Source organism: Ileibacterium valens (assembly GCF_001945525.1).
Taxonomy (GTDB): Bacteria; Bacillota_I; Bacilli_A; order Erysipelotrichales; family Erysipelotrichaceae; genus Ileibacterium; species Ileibacterium valens.
The window spans coordinates 1-17,031 of record NZ_MPJW01000136.1 but is presented as its reverse complement, the minus strand read 5'-3'; the positions used below and the strand labels follow the sequence as shown (position 1 = coordinate 17,031).

17 protein-coding genes and 2 tRNA genes are annotated in these 17,031 nt (G+C 41.9%); 6 read left to right on the top strand and 13 right to left on the bottom strand.

The features are described 5' to 3' along the window. Nucleotides 1-129: 129 nt before the first annotated feature. Nucleotides 130-1,170: an aromatic acid exporter family protein gene (locus tag BO222_RS06900; protein WP_075819609.1), complete on the bottom strand. Its 1,041-nt coding sequence runs from the start codon at nt 1,168-1,170 to the stop codon at nt 130-132. A 119-nt stretch (nt 1,171-1,289) separates the two neighbouring features. Here BO222_RS06900 and BO222_RS06895 point away from each other — a divergent pair. The 4 genes from BO222_RS06895 (at nt 1,290) to BO222_RS06880 (ending at nt 2,615) form a co-directional block, all read left to right on the top strand. After that, nucleotides 1,290-1,366 (top strand) — tRNA-Ile (locus BO222_RS06895). 22 nt (nt 1,367-1,388) lie between these two features. Beyond that, nucleotides 1,389-1,464 (top strand) — tRNA-Ala (locus BO222_RS06890). Nucleotides 1,465-1,545: 81 nt separating this feature from the next. Then, complete coding sequence (locus BO222_RS06885; protein WP_075819607.1) at nt 1,546-1,782, top strand: hypothetical protein; 237 nt, start codon at nt 1,546-1,548, stop codon at nt 1,780-1,782. A gap of 101 nt (nt 1,783-1,883) precedes the next feature. After that, nucleotides 1,884-2,615, top strand: coding sequence for a putative ABC transporter permease (locus BO222_RS06880; RefSeq protein WP_075819606.1), 732 nt, complete (start codon nt 1,884-1,886; stop codon nt 2,613-2,615). A gap of 85 nt (nt 2,616-2,700) precedes the next feature. Here BO222_RS06880 and BO222_RS06875 read toward each other — a convergent pair whose 3' ends face one another. The 6 genes from BO222_RS06875 to BO222_RS06850 all read right to left on the bottom strand — a co-directional run bounded on the left by BO222_RS06875 (nt 2,701) and on the right by BO222_RS06850 (nt 7,613). Beyond that, a complete protein-coding gene (locus tag BO222_RS06875; RefSeq protein WP_075819604.1) occupies nt 2,701-3,717 on the bottom strand; it encodes a CPBP family intramembrane glutamic endopeptidase in 1,017 nt (338 codons plus the stop codon). A gap of 77 nt (nt 3,718-3,794) precedes the next feature. Further along, complete coding sequence (locus BO222_RS06870; RefSeq protein WP_075819602.1) at nt 3,795-4,094, bottom strand: hypothetical protein; 300 nt, start codon at nt 4,092-4,094, stop codon at nt 3,795-3,797. 116 nt (nt 4,095-4,210) lie between these two features. Beyond that, nucleotides 4,211-4,771 (bottom strand): rubrerythrin, encoded by a 561-nt coding sequence (gene rbr / locus BO222_RS06865; protein WP_075819600.1) that lies wholly within the window; start codon nt 4,769-4,771, stop codon nt 4,211-4,213. Between the two features lie 96 nt (nt 4,772-4,867). Then, entirely contained in the window at nt 4,868-5,269 is a 402-nt protein-coding gene (locus BO222_RS06860; RefSeq protein WP_420537277.1) for an inorganic diphosphatase, read from the bottom strand. A 213-nt stretch (nt 5,270-5,482) separates the two neighbouring features. Next, complete coding sequence (locus BO222_RS06855; RefSeq protein WP_075819598.1) at nt 5,483-6,304, bottom strand: hypothetical protein; 822 nt, start codon at nt 6,302-6,304, stop codon at nt 5,483-5,485. 118 nt (nt 6,305-6,422) lie between these two features. Next, a complete protein-coding gene (locus BO222_RS06850; RefSeq protein WP_075819595.1) occupies nt 6,423-7,613 on the bottom strand; it encodes a glycerate kinase family protein in 1,191 nt (396 codons plus the stop codon). A gap of 302 nt (nt 7,614-7,915) precedes the next feature. Between BO222_RS06850 and coaBC the strand changes: the two genes are divergently transcribed. Together coaBC and BO222_RS06840 are read left to right on the top strand one after the other, a co-directional pair. Next, complete coding sequence (gene coaBC, locus BO222_RS06845) at nt 7,916-9,157, top strand: bifunctional phosphopantothenoylcysteine decarboxylase/phosphopantothenate--cysteine ligase CoaBC (RefSeq protein ID WP_075819593.1); 1,242 nt, start codon at nt 7,916-7,918, stop codon at nt 9,155-9,157. A 2-nt stretch (nt 9,158-9,159) separates the two neighbouring features. After that, on the top strand, nt 9,160-9,984 hold the full coding sequence (locus tag BO222_RS06840; RefSeq protein WP_075819591.1) for a type III pantothenate kinase: 825 nt from the start codon (nt 9,160-9,162) through the stop codon (nt 9,982-9,984). Between the two features lie 192 nt (nt 9,985-10,176). Here BO222_RS06840 and BO222_RS06835 read toward each other — a convergent pair whose 3' ends face one another. The 6 genes from BO222_RS06835 to BO222_RS06810 form a co-directional block, all read right to left on the bottom strand. Next, complete coding sequence (locus tag BO222_RS06835; RefSeq protein ID WP_075819589.1) at nt 10,177-12,801, bottom strand: calcium-translocating P-type ATPase, PMCA-type; 2,625 nt, start codon at nt 12,799-12,801, stop codon at nt 10,177-10,179. Nucleotides 12,802-12,847: 46 nt separating this feature from the next. Next, nucleotides 12,848-13,489, bottom strand: a complete 642-nt coding sequence (locus BO222_RS06830) for a TerD family protein (protein ID WP_158024571.1) — start codon at nt 13,487-13,489, stop codon at nt 12,848-12,850. Nucleotides 13,490-13,537: 48 nt separating this feature from the next. Then, nucleotides 13,538-14,182 (bottom strand): TerD family protein, encoded by a 645-nt coding sequence (locus BO222_RS06825; RefSeq protein WP_083647717.1) that lies wholly within the window; start codon nt 14,180-14,182, stop codon nt 13,538-13,540. Nucleotides 14,183-14,354: 172 nt separating this feature from the next. Then, on the bottom strand, nt 14,355-15,026 hold the full coding sequence (locus BO222_RS06820) for a TerD family protein (protein ID WP_075819587.1): 672 nt from the start codon (nt 15,024-15,026) through the stop codon (nt 14,355-14,357). A 3-nt stretch (nt 15,027-15,029) separates the two neighbouring features. Further along, on the bottom strand, nt 15,030-16,211 hold the full coding sequence (locus BO222_RS06815; RefSeq protein WP_075819585.1) for a toxic anion resistance protein: 1,182 nt from the start codon (nt 16,209-16,211) through the stop codon (nt 15,030-15,032). 565 nt (nt 16,212-16,776) lie between these two features. Continuing rightward, on the bottom strand, nt 16,777-17,031 hold a 255-nt coding region (locus BO222_RS06810; protein WP_075819583.1), incomplete at its 5' end, for a transposase.

Below are 17,031 nucleotides of genomic sequence, written 5' to 3'. Positions count from 1 at the left end.
CAGGATTGCGTTTGATTTTAGCCATGATTTCATTTCCTCTTTTCTTAATAAAAGCACAAATCGCAAAAAAAATCTGTGCAGGCCGAGCCGTACGCTCTCGACTTACACAGATAAAATTACACTCTCGCTTTAGCAAATTTCTTTTAGTTTTTTATATGAATCCATTTGCTCTTTAGAAAGCTTGGTCACAAATTCTATCTTCAGTTCAACAAATTTTTCGACATCAAAAATCACAAATAGCAGCATTGCTTCACTTTCAAAGCTTTCCATTCGATATTTCCCCGCTAAGATGTCTTTCTTTAACTCCAGACATTCAGTCAGTTTATTTCCTGGTTCATCATGAACTGAGATAAATTCGATCAATGAATCCATATAATCCACGATCGCATGAGTTCCTTGCGGATTTAAAGATATGCTTCGGGTATGTTCGTAAAGTTCTTCAAGTATCAAACATTGCTCAAGCCTCATTTCAAAATATGGCAGAAACCACTTATCTTCTGATTTGAATGAATTTTTCTGAAAACGGGAGGCTTCTTCTATGCTTTTCAGAAGGTCCGAGTGGAGTTTTGGAAGGTATTCTCGTCTTTCGTGGATTTTTTCTTTCTGAAGGAGCGACTGCGCTACTTCTGATACAACCTCCTTCATTTCACATTCAATTTTTTCTAATCTAAGCTTAAGGTTTTCTTTCTCAGTCAGATCAGGTTGTAAAAGATTAAAAATCAAAGCAATAGAAATGCCTATCAGCAGTAAGGCCAGCTGATAACTGGCAAATTCAAATGTAAATTCCTGATTAACCAGGAACTGGGCACCGATTACAGCATTAACTGAAAGTGTGGACTGCCACCCAAGCATTTCTAACAAGAATACAATAATCACCAGAAAAATTGCATAGGCAATATAAGTATCTGCTACCGTCTGAAAGACAATCCAGCAAATCAGAACTGTAAATACATATGAAACAAGCCTTCTTAAGATGAGTAGCACTGTATCTTTTCGAGTCTGTGCAATCAAAGTGAGTAAAGTAATTGTTCCAGCCGAAGCCGGTCCAGGTAAACCAAAGCCCATAGCAATAAAAATCGCCAGAGCTGATCCACATCCAATCTTCAGAGCATTGATTAAGTGAATTTTTAACTGGTGAGCATCACGGTCTAAGAGGTCAAAAGGATTCATATAGTGACTTTATCATAGTTGCAATAAATCTTTATTCACATTTTTTCACATTATATTATCCAACTTTTTTTCTTGCCAACATTCTTTCGATCTGATATATTAATCAGGAATTAAGAAATGGGCCTGTAGCTCAGGTGGTTAGAGCGCACCCCTGATAAGGGTGAGGTCGCTGGTTCAAGTCCATTCAGGCCCACCATTTCTTTGCTTCTTATATATGTGGGGTGTTAGCTCAGCTGGGAGAGCACCTGCTTTGCACGCAGGGGGTCAGGAGTTCGATCCTCCTACGCTCCACCACTTTTTTTGATAACGACACGGTGCTTATGCACCGTTTTTTTATTTGCTTTTCGTATTATTGAAACTGAAAGGAAGGTCATTATGGATCAAAATACTGCATTAGCCGAAATTTTCGTTAAAGAGAATTATGGAAAAAATTTACGTTATGTCGGAGAGGATTCCCGATTCAAAGACGAAATCGGTACTCTACAAATTCTTGAAGATATGAATTGCTGCGCTCCAACCAACGATATACTCTTTTCCTTCAACTGCAAAAACCGAAGAAAAGTGATGAGCGCCAAAGAAATTCTTGAACCAGGTATTTTTATTCCTGCATAACCCGAATCGCTGCTAAACGGCAGCGATTTTTATATTTTGTCTAAAGTGTCGTTGAAGAATAATTTTGGCGTATTTCTTAGAATAAAGTCAGGAGATTATTTATGAATTTTACTATCGAACAACTGATGCGGGCCTATTTCTATTTTGCACTCTATTCTTTTGGAGGATGGGTCGTTCAGGGGTGTTGGGTCGGCTTTAAAAAACACCGGTTTGTTAATACTGGTTTTTACCGTGGCCCCTGGGTCCCCATCTTTGGATTTGGCTGTCTGCTCATTATCTATGTCATCGATCCTCTTTCGATGAATCCGTTTATGGTTTTCTTTAATGCTTTCTGGATGACCAGTGTTCTGGAATACATCACCAGCTGGTATTTGCAGAAAGTTTACCATCGTCTGTGGTGGGATTATTCCGATAAACCATTCAACATACATGGACGGGTCTGTCTGCTGAATTCTACAATGTATGGGTTAGCTGGATTAGTGATTACCTTTGGTGCTCAGCCAATTCTTGATCGAATGGTATCCAGGATTCCCTTTCCTGTACTCTGTTTAATCATGGCTGTATTCACTGTTTTCTTTGCGACTGACGTATTTACAACTCTTCTTGAAATGCAGACTCATAAGAAAGCACTCGAATCCTTACACACCCATATCCAGAGCGCACTTTCCGCTGGTCTGGAGGATCAGAAAGCTCTTATTGAAAAAGCAAAAACCAATCTCGAAACCCTGGAGTCGCATAAGCGTCACCTAAGAGGTATGGTTCACCAACGCCTTGAAGATAGCTATCAGAAATCCGTCGAAGCTGTGAAATCCTTGCTGCATTCAGAAAACTGATTCAATTTTCGCCATACAAAAAACTCAGCAATTTTCAGCTGAGTTTTTTGTATTTCCTGAGTTTTTTATTTCATAGAATATTCTGTTAAATCGTTCCAGGAAAAAGAATCACAACAATCGACATTATTCCAAATAAGGCAACCAACAGCCAGAAGGATACCTTATGAGCCGTGATATTCCAAAGCGGTTTAGCCGGAACACTGTTTTCAAAGCAGGACCGGATCGAAGACCACTCCTGCGAAAGAAAATAGAATCCAATCAGACATAAAACGATCGGCGCAAAGGATAAAACTGTACTAATTGCTCCCAGAGAAGCCGAGGCCAGAACGCTGATCAGATTATTAATCATGTGGATTCCGATAGGCAGACACAGGGTGTTCGACTGATGGTAAAAATAAGCTAATAGGATCCCCATTGCAAAGACAGGTATTCCCTGAAAGAGGTTCATATGAAGCAGCCCAAAACACAAGGCAGAAAAAAACATCGCAAATGACAGTGAGTATTTTTTAAGAGCTTTGAATATCAATCCTCTGAATACGATCTCTTCAAGAATCGGGGCCGCAATTACCGCCGTTATAAAATAAACTGACTCTCCCCCAATGCTGTAGTTGACATTTCCTGCTTCTGGAATATAAAGTCCAAACAACAGTTCTAAAACCAGAGAAATCCCAGAAACAAGGACCAGCAGAGGTACCGTAAGGGAATAACACATACAGGTTTTCCTGATATAGTCCATCCAGTTTTTTACCGGCGAAAACTCAGTCTTTTCGATTTGAATTCCAAACGCTTTTCTTCCATAAGCTATAGCAGCAATCGCACTGGCTGCCGTTGCACCAAGTAAGACAACATTTGTCGTCACTTCGTAAATAGAGTCTCCCGTATAAGGTAAAAAGACAGATAAGAAAAAGCCCATAAAAAAACCAAGAACCAATGAGAGGGCAAACGAGATTAAGAATTGCGATCCAATATAAACCCACAAAGTTTTAAGTGAATCAGAAATCGCACGGCTTTCTGATTCCTGATCGATCATCGATCTTGTCAGACTCTCATTAGTTTCTGGAGCCATGGCCGGTATTGGCGGAGGTCCCATTCTATCATTCATAAATAATTCCTCTTCAGACTAAAATCGCCGCTTTCTTTAATTTTACTATTCGTCTTTATTTTAACCTCTTTATAGGTTTATTGCTTCATTGCTCTCCATCTGTAATATTCTTCATCTTTCTGATCGTTGATTTCCTCTGAGTTCTGACTGATTGAAAATTCGGATTCAGAGAAACTATCCAAGAAATCTTCAGATGTCATCCTGGTCGTCCAGTTTTTACCACTCATATAAATTTTTCCTGATTCATATCTGATCAGTTTGTCCCCATGAATTTCCTTGAGAGTATATCCCATCTTTAAAAACTCAAGTGCCTGTCTTCCACAAAATCCTTTTCTGAGATTGGCTGTACCAGTCAGTTTTCCATATGTTTCCTTCATCTTATTAAACCTCAATAGGCAAGCTTCAACATTAAGCAATAATCAAACGTCATTGAATGAAAAAGACCGTCAATCGACGGCCTTCTCAATACAAAATTTATAAGATTGTTTTTACCTTATTCTGGAGTTCCAAGGCACTGGTTGTAGTCAACAACAACTTCGAACCAAGCCTGTGGGTGTTTGCAAACTGGGCAAATTTTTGGTGCAGTTTTAGCTTTAGTCAGATAACCGCAGTTCAGGCAGATCCAGGTTACAGGTTCTGGTTTTTCAAACATTACGTCTGCTTCAAGAAGATTGATCATATCCTGGTAACGATCTCTGTGGTGAGATTCGATTTCACCGATCATTTCCATACGTTTAGCAATTTCGTTGAATCCTTCTTCTTTAGCAACTTTAGCGAAGTCTGCATACATTTCTGTATATTCATAGTCTTCACCTGCATAAGCAGCTTTTAAGCAGTCAAGAGTAGAAGGCACTTCACCACCATTGAGGTATTTGAACCATACTTTTGCATGAGCTCTTTCGTTTGCAGCAGTTTCATTGAAGATGTTTGTAAGATATACATAACCTTCTTTTTTAGCCTGGTTAGCAAACCACTGATATTTTGTGTAAGCCTGAGATTCGCCGGCGAAGGCAGTCATAAGGTTTTCCCAGGTTTTTGAATCCTTGAGTTCCATTTCATGTCCTCCAACTATATGTAACGTAACCTTATTATAATCTGTTTTTTAAAGCTGAGAATAATTTCTTGCTCAATTGGTCATCCAATTGATAACTTAATCACTTTCCGCATAACTCGGGGCGCTGTTTCCCCGGCGAATCAGAATCGCTTTACGAAATTCTGTTCCATTAAGCATTTTCATCACATCAAGTGTTTCTTCTTCAGTACAGCCAATCAGAAGTTTAACTTCACAATCTTTTTTCAGAATGTCTGCAGCAACCGCAATCTGTGTAACCTGATTGGTCCGGATCGTTCCCTTGAAAGCATCAATGGGTTCCTGATCGGAAGACAGGGTATCTTTCAAATATCCATAGTCAACGGGATAGATCATATTGGGATAATCTGGATGCGCACTGTTTTTGGGCCGATCGATAACTAGCTTTCCAGAAAGCATCAGCGTATCCAGTTTCTGCCAGAAATAAATATTATTCTCTAGTTCCTTTACAGTCTGTTTCACAAAAACTCCCTCCGTTTTTTCATTATAGCATTTTGATTCATTTTGTTTCAAAAGCGAATGAAACCTCACCTGTTTCTTGTCAGCCGATTTATTCTGCAGTTCTTTTATTTCGTAAAAACTAACGAACGATTCCAGAGCAGCCAATCAAAAAAATAAAAAATAAAAAAAAAAACGCATCAGTCATCAGACCAATGCGTAAATAAGATTTTGACTTTATTCAACAACCTGCTCAGGATCTTCTTCAATGAATTCCTGTTCACTCTGTGGCTCTATAACAGATTCATCATAAACCGTTTCTTCTTCAGCGGCTCCATCCGATTCTTCAACGACAGCACTTTCATCGATCACAGGTTCTTCTTCAGTGACAGGAGCCTCTGCCTCAACTGGAGGTTCTTCCTGTTCAGGAACTGATTCTTCATGAGGCTGCTGCAAAGAAGAATCCTGTTTTTGATCCTGCTCCGGTTTCGATTCATCAGTTTTCTGATCCTGACCCTGATCTGCAGCCGATTTCTGCTGCGGTTGTCCTTTTTCAATAAAGGTCCACAGATCTTCCGGCTTGGATTGATCCCATTGGATAGTGGAATTCGTATCCCACACAGAGACTGTTCCCTTGCTTTCATCAAAGCCAACTCCAACAGACTCAGGTACTCCATCTTTAATCAGATAGATGGCCGGTGTATACAGATAATACGGAAAACGGCTAAGCAGCGCCTTACCATCATCCGTGTTGGAGATCAGCGTCATATCTCCTTCGTTTTCCCGATACATTTCAAAAGAAGTCGCATCCACCTTCCATACAGTCAGACCCGGATGCTCCTTTTTGGTCTTTTCGATATATTCATTCATCGCTGAACAAAACGGACAGTTATCCCGCTCAAACAGAAGCACAAATGTCTGCCCTTCATCCATCATCTGAGCCGCTTCACTCATCGAAACATCTTTAGTCTCAAATGGCTTCTGTGAAGAACAGCCTGCAATCATAAACAGTCCAAGAAACAGGACAACCAGCGAGCTGATCGCTCTTTTCAGTTTCATAATTAATCCCCTTTCCAGATTAAGTCTGTATCAACAGACCATAAAAATGGGTTCAAAACCTCTTTTCAAAGTATAAAGCCTGATCTCTGAATCAAAGGGGATTGTGATCCCGATTTCTTCAGTTTTGGTCATCCTTTGATAAAACTTCTGTCTTTGAAACGCTTTTTTTCTTCGTCAGTGCGCTGATTGCATCAATCAGCTTCATCAATGAAAAAGCAGCCTGCTCAAGTTTCTGAGGCCCCTGGGCGATAGCAACTGGAAAAGTCATAGCTCGATCAGCTGTCGAAAAAATCCCGCAGATTCCATAATCGTACAGTTTCTCATACCCCGCACCCAGAGCTCCAGAAAGTACAATTACCGGGACATTCTGAGCCTGCGCCATCTGCGCCACGGAAAAAACAGCTTTTCCATATAAAGTCTGAAGATCACTCTGACCTTCACCGGTAATCACTAAATCCGCATTCTGAATTTTCTCTTCAAATTGGCCGATCCGGGCCAGAATCTCAAGACCAGGATCCATTCTAGCATCCAATACTCCTATAAGCATTCCGCCAAGTCCTCCAGCAGCTCCACTGCCTGGCTTACTTCGAATATCGACATGGAACGTCTGCTCAATCTTGTCTGCCGCATGTGAAACTCCTGATTCGGTCCGATACTGCTCCATCTTGCTCAGACCCTTCTGTTTGCCAAAGATAAACGTCGCTCCCTGTTCTCCAAGCAGTGGATTATTGACATCACAGGCTGCAACCAGTGAAATCTGACCTGGAAAATGAAAATGACTCTTATCAATAAAGGCAATTCGATTGAGCGTTCCACTTGAAGCATGAATTCTGCGGCGGGATTTGTTATAGAAAACAGCTCCAAAAGCTTCAAGCATTCCCATACCCGCATCATTGGTTCCTGTTCCTCCAAGTCCAATGATCAGGGTTTCAACATCCGTTTTGATCACTTCCCGGATCAGTACTCCAAGGCCATAGGAAGAGGTCTCCAGTGGCTGCCTTCTTTCCTTAGGATACAGCGTCAGACCAAGACAGCTGGCCGCTTCAACACAGGCCGTCCTGGTCTTTGGATCATAGCCATAGTGGACGATAATCCTTCGTCCATATAAATCAAAGCAGCTCGCTTTTCGAATCTGTCCCTGACTGGCTTCGACAAAAGCATCAACCATTCCTTCTCCGCCGTCCGCAATTTCAAACGTTGAAACTTCAAGCTCAGGATTTGCAGCAATCAGTCCTTTTTTTATCTGTTGATTTGCCTGTGCAGATGACATACATCCTTTGTATGAATCGCAGGCCACAAGTATATTCATATGCTCAGTTTACCTTATTTTTTAATGTACTTCTTCACAAATCGAATGTGTTTATTTTCTTAAGCCACCAGACTGAAACGGTATTCGCGCAAAACCATGATCATTCGTCAATCCAACAGATCAACCATTTCATTCCGATGAAACCCCTGTCTGTAAATGTCTTATAATAACTACAAGATATTCAGAGGATCCAAAACCTGGGTCAAAAATTGAAAAATATTCAAATTGATCTTGATTGCCTTTAAAAAAACAAAGAAAATATCCAAAGCTTTTAATAAGCTTAAGAAAAGTGTCTATAAATTATGAAAAAGAAAAACATTCTGATCGCCGTTTCCGGCGGTATCGCAGCTTATAAAATCTGCGATCTAGTAAGCAAACTTTCCAGACTCGATGTAAATCTTGAAATCATGATGACTGCTCATGCCAAGGAGTTTGTTGCCCCGGCAACCTTTGAAGCTCTGATTCATAAGCCAGTTCATTCCGATATGTTTCATGATGAAGGACGGGATGCCATACCCCATATCAATCTGGCAAAATGGGCCGATCTGATTTTATGCGCTCCAGCAACCGCCAATCTGATTGCCAAGATGACCACAGGCCTTGCAGATGATTTAGTCAGCAGCACTCTTCTGGCTGCCACCTGTCCGATCCTGATCTGCCCAGCCATGAATACCCATATGCTTGAAAATCCAGTGACTCAGAGAAACCTGAAAATTGCTGCAGAATTTGGATGGCATATTCTTGATCCGGCTTATGGCCGATTAGCTTGTATTGATCAGGGAAAAGGCCGTCTTCCAGAAACGCCAGAACTGATTGAAGCCATCTTCTCTGTTCTGGATCAAAAATCAGAAGATGAATCTTTAAAAGTCAGCGATGCCGATGAGTTCAAACCGCTGAAAACGCTCAAAGTCCTTGTATCAGCCGGTCCAACCCAGGAACCTCTTGATCCAGTCCGCTTCATATCCAACCATTCATCCGGAAAACAGGGATATGCGATTGCTGCCCAGGCCAGGGATATGGGAGCTGATGTTGTGCTGGTCAGCGGTCCGGTCAGCCTGGATCCATTACCTGATGTAAAAATGGTGTCCATCCATTCGGCCATCGATATGGAAAAAGCCGTCTTAAAGGAAGCTGCTGATGCTGATTTCATCATCATGGCCGCAGCCGTAGCAGACTACCGGCCTAAGGCATCAGCCGATCAGAAAATCAAAAAGTCAGATGATCACCTGATTGTTGAGTTTGTCCGCAATCCGGATATTCTAAAAAAACTCGGTGAAATCAAAACTCCTTCGCAGGTTCTTTGTGGATTTGCGATGGAAACCCAGAATCTCGATGAAAATGCCAGAGAAAAACTGGAAAAGAAAAACTGTGATCTTCTGATCGCCAATAACCTGTCCACTAAAGGAGCCGGGTTTCAGACCGACACGAATATTGTTTCCCTGTTAAAGAAAGATTCAATTGAACATCTTCCGAAAATGGACAAGAAGGAACTCGGCAAGCGAATTCTTGAGGAAATGCTTGCCATCAAAAAAGGAGAAAAATAAATATGCTCATCTGCATTGACGTAGGAAATACGAATATCACTATCGGCTTCTTTGATCAGGATGAGCTTATCAGCTCCTATCGTATGAACACCAAAGTCCGACGAACCAGCGATGAATACGGCTATATGATCAAGAACTTTCTCGATAACGCAAACATCCATGTCGAAGATGTGGAAGGTGTGATCGTCTCAAGTGTTGTACCCAAAGTCATGCACTCTTTCCGAAATGGAATCGTTAAATTTATCGGCATTGAACCGATGATCATGGGCCCAGGTGTCAAAACTGGAATTTCTGTTCAGCTTGAAAACCCACGCTCCGTTGGAAGCGATCGAATTGCGGACGCCGCCGGTGCGTTTTATGAATACGGCGGACCTGTCCTGGTCGTTGATTTTGGAACGGCAACCACCTTTGATTACATTGATGCCAAAGGCTGCTTTAAAGCTGGTGTAATCAGCGTAGGGATCGAAAGCGGCGCCAATGCCCTCTGGGGTCAGACAGCTCAGCTGCCTGAAGTCGAAATTAAAAAACCTAGAACGGTCATGGCCCGCAACACTCAGACCGAAATGCAGGCTGGAATCTTCTATCAGTTTCTAGGCGGTTTTGAAAAAACGGTTGAAGCTTTCCGCAAGGAAGCCGGCGAAGATTTTAAAGTGATTGCCACTGGAGGCTTAGGACGTGTGATCTGTGATTACACCGACGACATTGATGTCTACGATCCAAATCTGATCTTTAAGGGACTTAAATCGGTTTATGAAAAGACCAGAGAATATGAAAGAAACCGTGAAGAAAAAGAACGTTTAAATCAACTGCAGCCAGAAAACTTATAAATTCTGTTTTCCCCTCCAATAAAACCGGAAAGCTCAGAGACATGATGCCTGTGCATCTGACTCTGAGCTTTTCCTTTATGGCTTTCGAAAGAAATGAATCGACACCTAAAAATTGAGCGGACCTGAATAATCAGATCCGCTCAACCTAAGGTATGGTTTTGTTCGTGATGATGTTATCCCTATAAATTTCGCTTAATGAGCGATCTTTTTATAGGATCCAACAACTAACTTTTTAAGCATATCAACCGGAATAATCAGAAATCCAAATCCCATTGCGGTAAACAGAGCCGGCATAGAGATTGGCACCGTATTGAAAATCGCCCCTGCAAAGTAAATTAATACTGTCTGCAGAACGAAAATCAATGTCATGACTACCATGAACTTTCTGTTTTCTGAAATATGCTCAAACAGGTTGAATCCACTCGAACGGGTATTCAACGAGTTAAAGATAACCGCGTAGATGAAGAAAGTAAAGACAAATGTCCGAACTTCAGCTTCAGTATTCAATCCAATGCTGATCAGGAAACTCTGCGCTTTGAGTAAGATGCTGGAGACAATCGTGATATAGATTGCAGCAGTCGCAATTGATTCAATCATATAACGGGTCAGAACCGGAGCCTTTCGACTGATCGGTTTTTCCTTCATATAGCGATCGAGCGCTGGTTCTTCACCAAAGGCAAGAGCAGCTAACGTATCCATGATCAGGTTGATCCACAGAATCTGAACAATCGTAAATGGTTCAGTAAATCCAAGGAATGGAGCAACGATATTCATCAGAATCGTGGCCACATTGACTGTCAGCTGGAAGATGATGAACTTCTGAACTGATTTGGTCATCGTTCTTCCATACTTCAGCGCATTGGAAATACTCGTTAATGAGTTATTTACAATCACGATATCAGAAGCTTCCTTGGCCACCGATGTTCCATCACCCATTGAGAATCCGACATCAGCCGCTTTGAGCGCCGGAGAGTCATTGACTCCATCACCGGTCATTCCAACGACATAATCAAGGGATTGGGCCAGATCTACCAGACGTTTTTTATCCATTGGTTTTGCACGGCTGACAACCCGCAGATCCGGAAGGATCTTCTTGAGTTCTTCATCATCAATCTTTTCAAGCTCATCCGAAGTCAGAACGATATCTTTTGGACTCTGTAAAATGCCTGCTTCCTTAGCGATTGCCGTGGCCGTTTCAGCGTTATCGCCAGTGACCATAACAACTTCACATCCGGCCGTCTTCATGGTTTTTACGGTCTGAGCTACATCAGAACGGACATTGTCACGGATACATACAATTCCTAAATAAATATAGGGTCCATGTTCCTGATCTTCCTTCATGATCAGAAGAAGACGCATCGATCGCGCCATCTGTTCATGCATGGTCTTATCCACAGCGGCCCGGTCAGCATCAGTAAATGGAACGACCTGCCCATTTGCATTCATATAGTAGCGGCACTGATCAATAAAGAAATCAGGCGCACCCTTGAGATAAGAGCAATCCTGCAGGATAACTTTTGAAAACTTCTTCTGCGAATCAAAAGGTTCCTTTTCAATGATTACCGAGCGGTCAATCGAATCTTCCTGTAAGGAAATCAGATAATTCATCAAGGCGCGGTCAGTACCATTGGAACCGATCGCCTTTCCATCTGAACTGATGGCATCGTTATTCAATCCAATACCATTGATCAATTCCTTCTTAAGTTCATATCCTAAATCATCAATATTGGATACAACTTTTCCATCTCCGGAAATCCAGTCAACCACCGAAAGAACCCCTTCAGTAATTGTTCCTGTTTTATCTGAGAACAGACGGTTCATATAACCGGCTGTTTCGATGCTGTCGGAGTGACGAACCAGAATGTGTTCCTTGAGCATGCGGCCGCTGTTCATGCTTGAAACCAGAGCCGACATCAATGGCAGACCTTCCGGAACCGCCATAATAATGATGGAAACAAAAAGCATCACATTCTGAATGGCTAGGGCAACCATGCTTGCAAAAGCATAATTATCCATTCCCATGATTTCAAAGACCAGGTTGGCTGCAACGGCTAATGCTGCCCCAGCTACACCCAGTTTTCCAATCTGACCTGCCAGAATTTCCATCTTCTCTGCTGAAGGAGAAGGTTTGCTGGTTTCACCAAGCGCTTCAGAAATTCCACCAAGAACGGTATGATCTCCGATAATTTCAGCTTCAACCAGGACTTCACCGCTTGTCACAACAGATCCACGGAAAATCCAGTTTGGATTGGCAAAATCTTCACACTTGATGTTTACATCGATCGGACCATCTGGCGTTTCCTTGCTTTCGTCGCGGCTTTCACCATTTAAGGAAGCCTGATTGACTTTACAGCTTCCTTTGACGAGAACTCCATCGACTGGAACCTGATCACCCGCCTGAAGCAGAATCACATCGCCTTTGACAATGTCATCGATTGGCATTTCATGAATCCTGCCGTCACGGTAAACCTTTGTCTTGATTTTGCTGGCTTCTGCCTGAAGCACATTAAACTGCTGATTGTTTTTGTAATTCTGCAGGGTGCCGACAAATGTTGCCAGAAAAATCGCTACAACAACACCAAGAATCTCAATCAGATCCTGGTGAAAATAGGCCGGCCAGATAAAGCTGCAGACATAGATGATCAGCTGCAGAATGCAGGCGGCACACAGAATCTTGATCCAGATGTCATTAAAGGCATCCTTATACATATCCCAGAACGTTTCGGTTTCCTTTACGGAAAGAGCATTCGTTCCGAACTTCTTTTTGCTTTCTTCAGCCTCAGCTGAAGTCAGACCAATAATTTTGTCTTTTTCCATTACTTAATAAAAAGCTCCTTTTTATCATCGGATCCATGAATTTCATTCAGCTGTAGAGCCTGAGCAGATCATTCAGATCCCCATCCCGGCCTTCAGCAATGCCTTTGAAGCTCCAGCCGCGATTTTCACGGACCAACTCTCCAATTATAAACGCTGTATCGACCGAATTGTCAGTATTGAGCCGATAGGTTGCAAGATTTTTTCCCTTCACCCCATCTTCAATCTTCACTAAAGAACGCACAACACCAAAAGTCTGATTGCTTCTTAAGGCATCATAAATCGTGACCACAAAAGCGATTCGATCAATATCAGCCGGAATCCGGTCCAGATCCACCTTGATGAATTCATCCGGATCATCACCATCTGCTTCACTGCCATCCCGGCTGTCTCCCGAATACTCTGCATATCGAAAGCAGGCTGCAGCAGGCGAAGCTTTGTAGTACATCACATCATCTAAAGAAAGAACACGTCCGCGGTGCAAAAAGAAAGCAGACAGATCCAGGTCTACATCCTTGCCGGTGTTCGCTGGATCCCAGGCCAGACCAACATCCACCTTATGAAGATTCTGTCCATCTTCCTTGACCAGATCCAGAGTCATCCCCTTATTCAGATCAAGAAACAGGCCATTATCTTCTGCCTTTTTTGGCGAAGAGGCACCTTGTGAAGAAAAACCAGAAAAATTAATCATATTCATTCCCTCATAAAAAATTTGAATTTCGTAATCAGAAATCAAAAACTACTGAAAGCGGGCAAGCATTCCATTCAGGTCAGCCATCATGCCTTCACCAATGGTATTAAATACCCAGGAACCATTCTGTCTTTCTACAGCGCCTAAAATAATGGCTGAATCCGTTGCATAATCATTGCTCAATGCAAAATCGGCCAGGCGTTTTGAAGTGGCTGAATCGGTGATTCTTGCCAAAGAGCGTACGACACCAAAGGTCTGATTGTTTATCTGATAGTTAAAGATATTCGCTACAAATACGATGCTGGTGACATTGGCTGGAACTCGGTCAAGATTGACCTGAATCCATTCATCTTCATCATCACCGCTCGCTTCAGCGCCTGTTCTTGAATCATCGGAATGAAGAACATAGGAAGAAGCTGGACCATTTTTTGGTGTATTGAAGTAAACTACATCTGCTGCGCTGGTGATTTTTCCATTGTGAAGCAGGAAAGCGGACAGATCGATATCCACATCGGTTCCCTGGATCACTGGATCCCAGATCAGAGAGACTCTGACTTCCGATAAGGATGCGCCATTGGGTTTACTCAAGTCGAGAGTAAATCCCTTTTGAAGATCAAGACTGATTGGAGCAGCTGCATTGCTGCCAAAATCGGGAGATTTTCCTCCAGGAAAATTTAAAGAACTGAAATCCATAATTTTCTCCTTTCACCGGACTATTCCGGTTAATTACTGATTTCTCTGATGGTTTAAGCTTGTGCCGCTGCCATCCCTTTTATATTTTCATCAATTGTATATTGATTTTTAAAAGCGTATGGGCCGACTTGACTGCTGAAAATCTTATGAATCATTGGTTAACTTCAATGGACTAGAAAGTCATTACATTCGCATTGGAATATTCTTCAGCTGCCTCAAACATCCATTGACCCTGATAGCGTTTTAAAACAGCCATCATCACCGCAGTCGCATTGTTTCCTTTTTCTGACATTTTTACTGAACAGAGAACTCTTCTGCCTGTTTCATCGACCAGTTTGCAATAGGCATTGTCGATCATCGCAAAAGTATGAAGCGGCAGCCCCTTCTTTTTACGAAGTTCATTGTAGATCACAACCCCAATACGAATTTGGGCCACATTGGCGGGAATCCGGTCCAGACGAATCATGATATTTTCATTATCCTTGTTTAAGGATTGGCATTCTCTGTCCACATCCTTATAGCCCTCGGATCCAGAACGGTCATCCTGATCGAGCCGCAGACCTCGTACTTCCCGATTATTGAAGAAGACCCGATCAAGAACTCGTCCTCTGTCGTCTTCAAGCACACAGATCAGATCAAGATCCACATCTTCCATGACTCTTTTTGTCGTAAAGAATCCTCGCTTTTCAACCATTCGGCAATTCCAGCCGCAGCCAGCTCGAAGCCGACTGTCATCCAGGCGGTTTTTGGACAGGTTGACGAAGTCTCCTTTTTCAAGATCGAGTGTAATTCCCTTGTTTAAATCAAGCTGAATTTCCTTATTGAGATCCAGTTCAATTGCCATGATTTATCCTCCGAAACCTTTCTGTTTCATTTCGCTGACCATTTTCGTCAGTTCAGCCGAATCCTGCTTGCGCTGTTCAGAAGAAGCCTTCATTGTTTCATTGACTTCTGTGATCCCATTCATAATCGTATTCTGAACCTGCATCAGAGTATCGATTTTAATTCCTGTTGTATTGGCCATACGGGCGATGTTTTTCGAATTGGTCACTGTATTATTGGCGTTTCTTAACAGAAGCTCATTGGTTGCCTGATCGAGCTGCGCAATACTCGATGCTTGAATTTCCTGACGCTTGAGCATGATCGCATTGGTTAAGGAAATTTTAAACACAGGCAGAGTTACGATAAATGAGGTGTTGATCTTACCCATCAGCTGATAATTGGACTGCATCATCATGGCCAGAGTTGGCTGCAGCTGCAGAGAAACCATCTCCGCTGTCTGCAGGTCAGCCTTTCTTTGTTCAAGCAGATAGTAATTATCCTGCAGCTTACGGGTAATAAAGCTCTTCTGTTCTTCAGACATGCCAGGGGCTGTCTGAATTTCATTCATCTTGTCCTGAATTTCTTCAAGTCCGACTTCGGCTGCAACGACATAACATTCGAGTGCCTTAAAATACTTTGAGTTTTCGGTATACAGCTTTTCGAGGGTGGCATTGGAGTTATCGATATCAACCATATATCGATTTAAGGTTCCTGAAATCTTATCTACATCTCTAGCCAGGTTGTCATACTTAGCCACAATGCCTTCAATGGATTCCTTGGCTTTGTTTCGAATCTTACCAAAGATTCCTCTTTTTCCCATCGCATCTTCCATGTTCAGTTCAGCTGCATCAAACTTTTTCATGACACTGGTCAGATTGACCATCATTTCCGAAATTTCCTTGGAACGAATCGCATCGGTATTCGTCAGCAGCTGACTGGAAACCCGGCTGATTCCATCCCCGGCTTTCGCACCAAAAGACTGAATTGTTTTCGGATTGGAGATATCGATCTCATTGGTCAGAGATTTCACTTCCGGCAAGTTTCGTAATGCAAGCTGGTAATTGTCCTTATGCTCCATTTCAGCTACCGGAGTAATCGCAGCATTTACATCGACTCTAGGCTTATAACTGTACTGACTGCCGGCCGAAGCGGCAAATGGGTCTTCTTCAAGAACAGCCAGCGGACTTTCCAGATTATCAAAATTCATAGTTTTTTCCTTTCTGTTTTCTATTTCACTTTCCCTGAACGTTTTAATTTTCGTAACTGAACTTTTGAAATGGTTGAGAGTATCTTGGCATAAAGCGAAACCGCTTTTAAGCAGGTTTTGAATTGTTTAACAGAATATTTGGCAATCTTAAATTTCGTTCATTTTCACTTTGGTTTCTGCTATTCAATTCCTAAGAATTACCAGAATTCTGAATCACTTCTCTTTCTCTGTTCATGGAAAGTGTACTCATTAAAGCGTCATTATTTATGTCGTTTTCGAATATATCCATGAAATATCCCCGAAATTTCAACATAAATCTGACAGTAACAATTTTATTTTAACCATATTTTTTGACAATATTTAGAATGTTCTGACATTTTAAGACTTCCTAACAAAAGAAGGGGCTGTTAAATTTCGACTGATTTTTCATCAGCGAGATTTACAGCCCCTTTTTCTATGCTTTTTATCTGATTCAATCCTGTTTTATGATGTGTTTTTCCGCTCAAGTCAATTTTTGAACGCACTGAAAAGAGCCAAAACTCAAAAAGACTGTTTATAATCTTTTTCAGATTTCGCTTTTCTGCTCCTTTAATTTTCCATAACGTTCGAGTTCTGGGCAACTCATCCGATTTATGTTGTTTAATTTTCTAATATTGTGTCCCATGGCCACAATAAGCACCTCAAATTTTACGTTTTCCAGTCCCCGGCGTCTCAATCGGCTGTATCTGTAGTTTTCTTTAAGATCTCCGAAGGTTCCTTCCGTCTGAATGCTCCGGCTGACCATAATCTCATGTCCTGCATCTGAAGACATGTTCTCCCG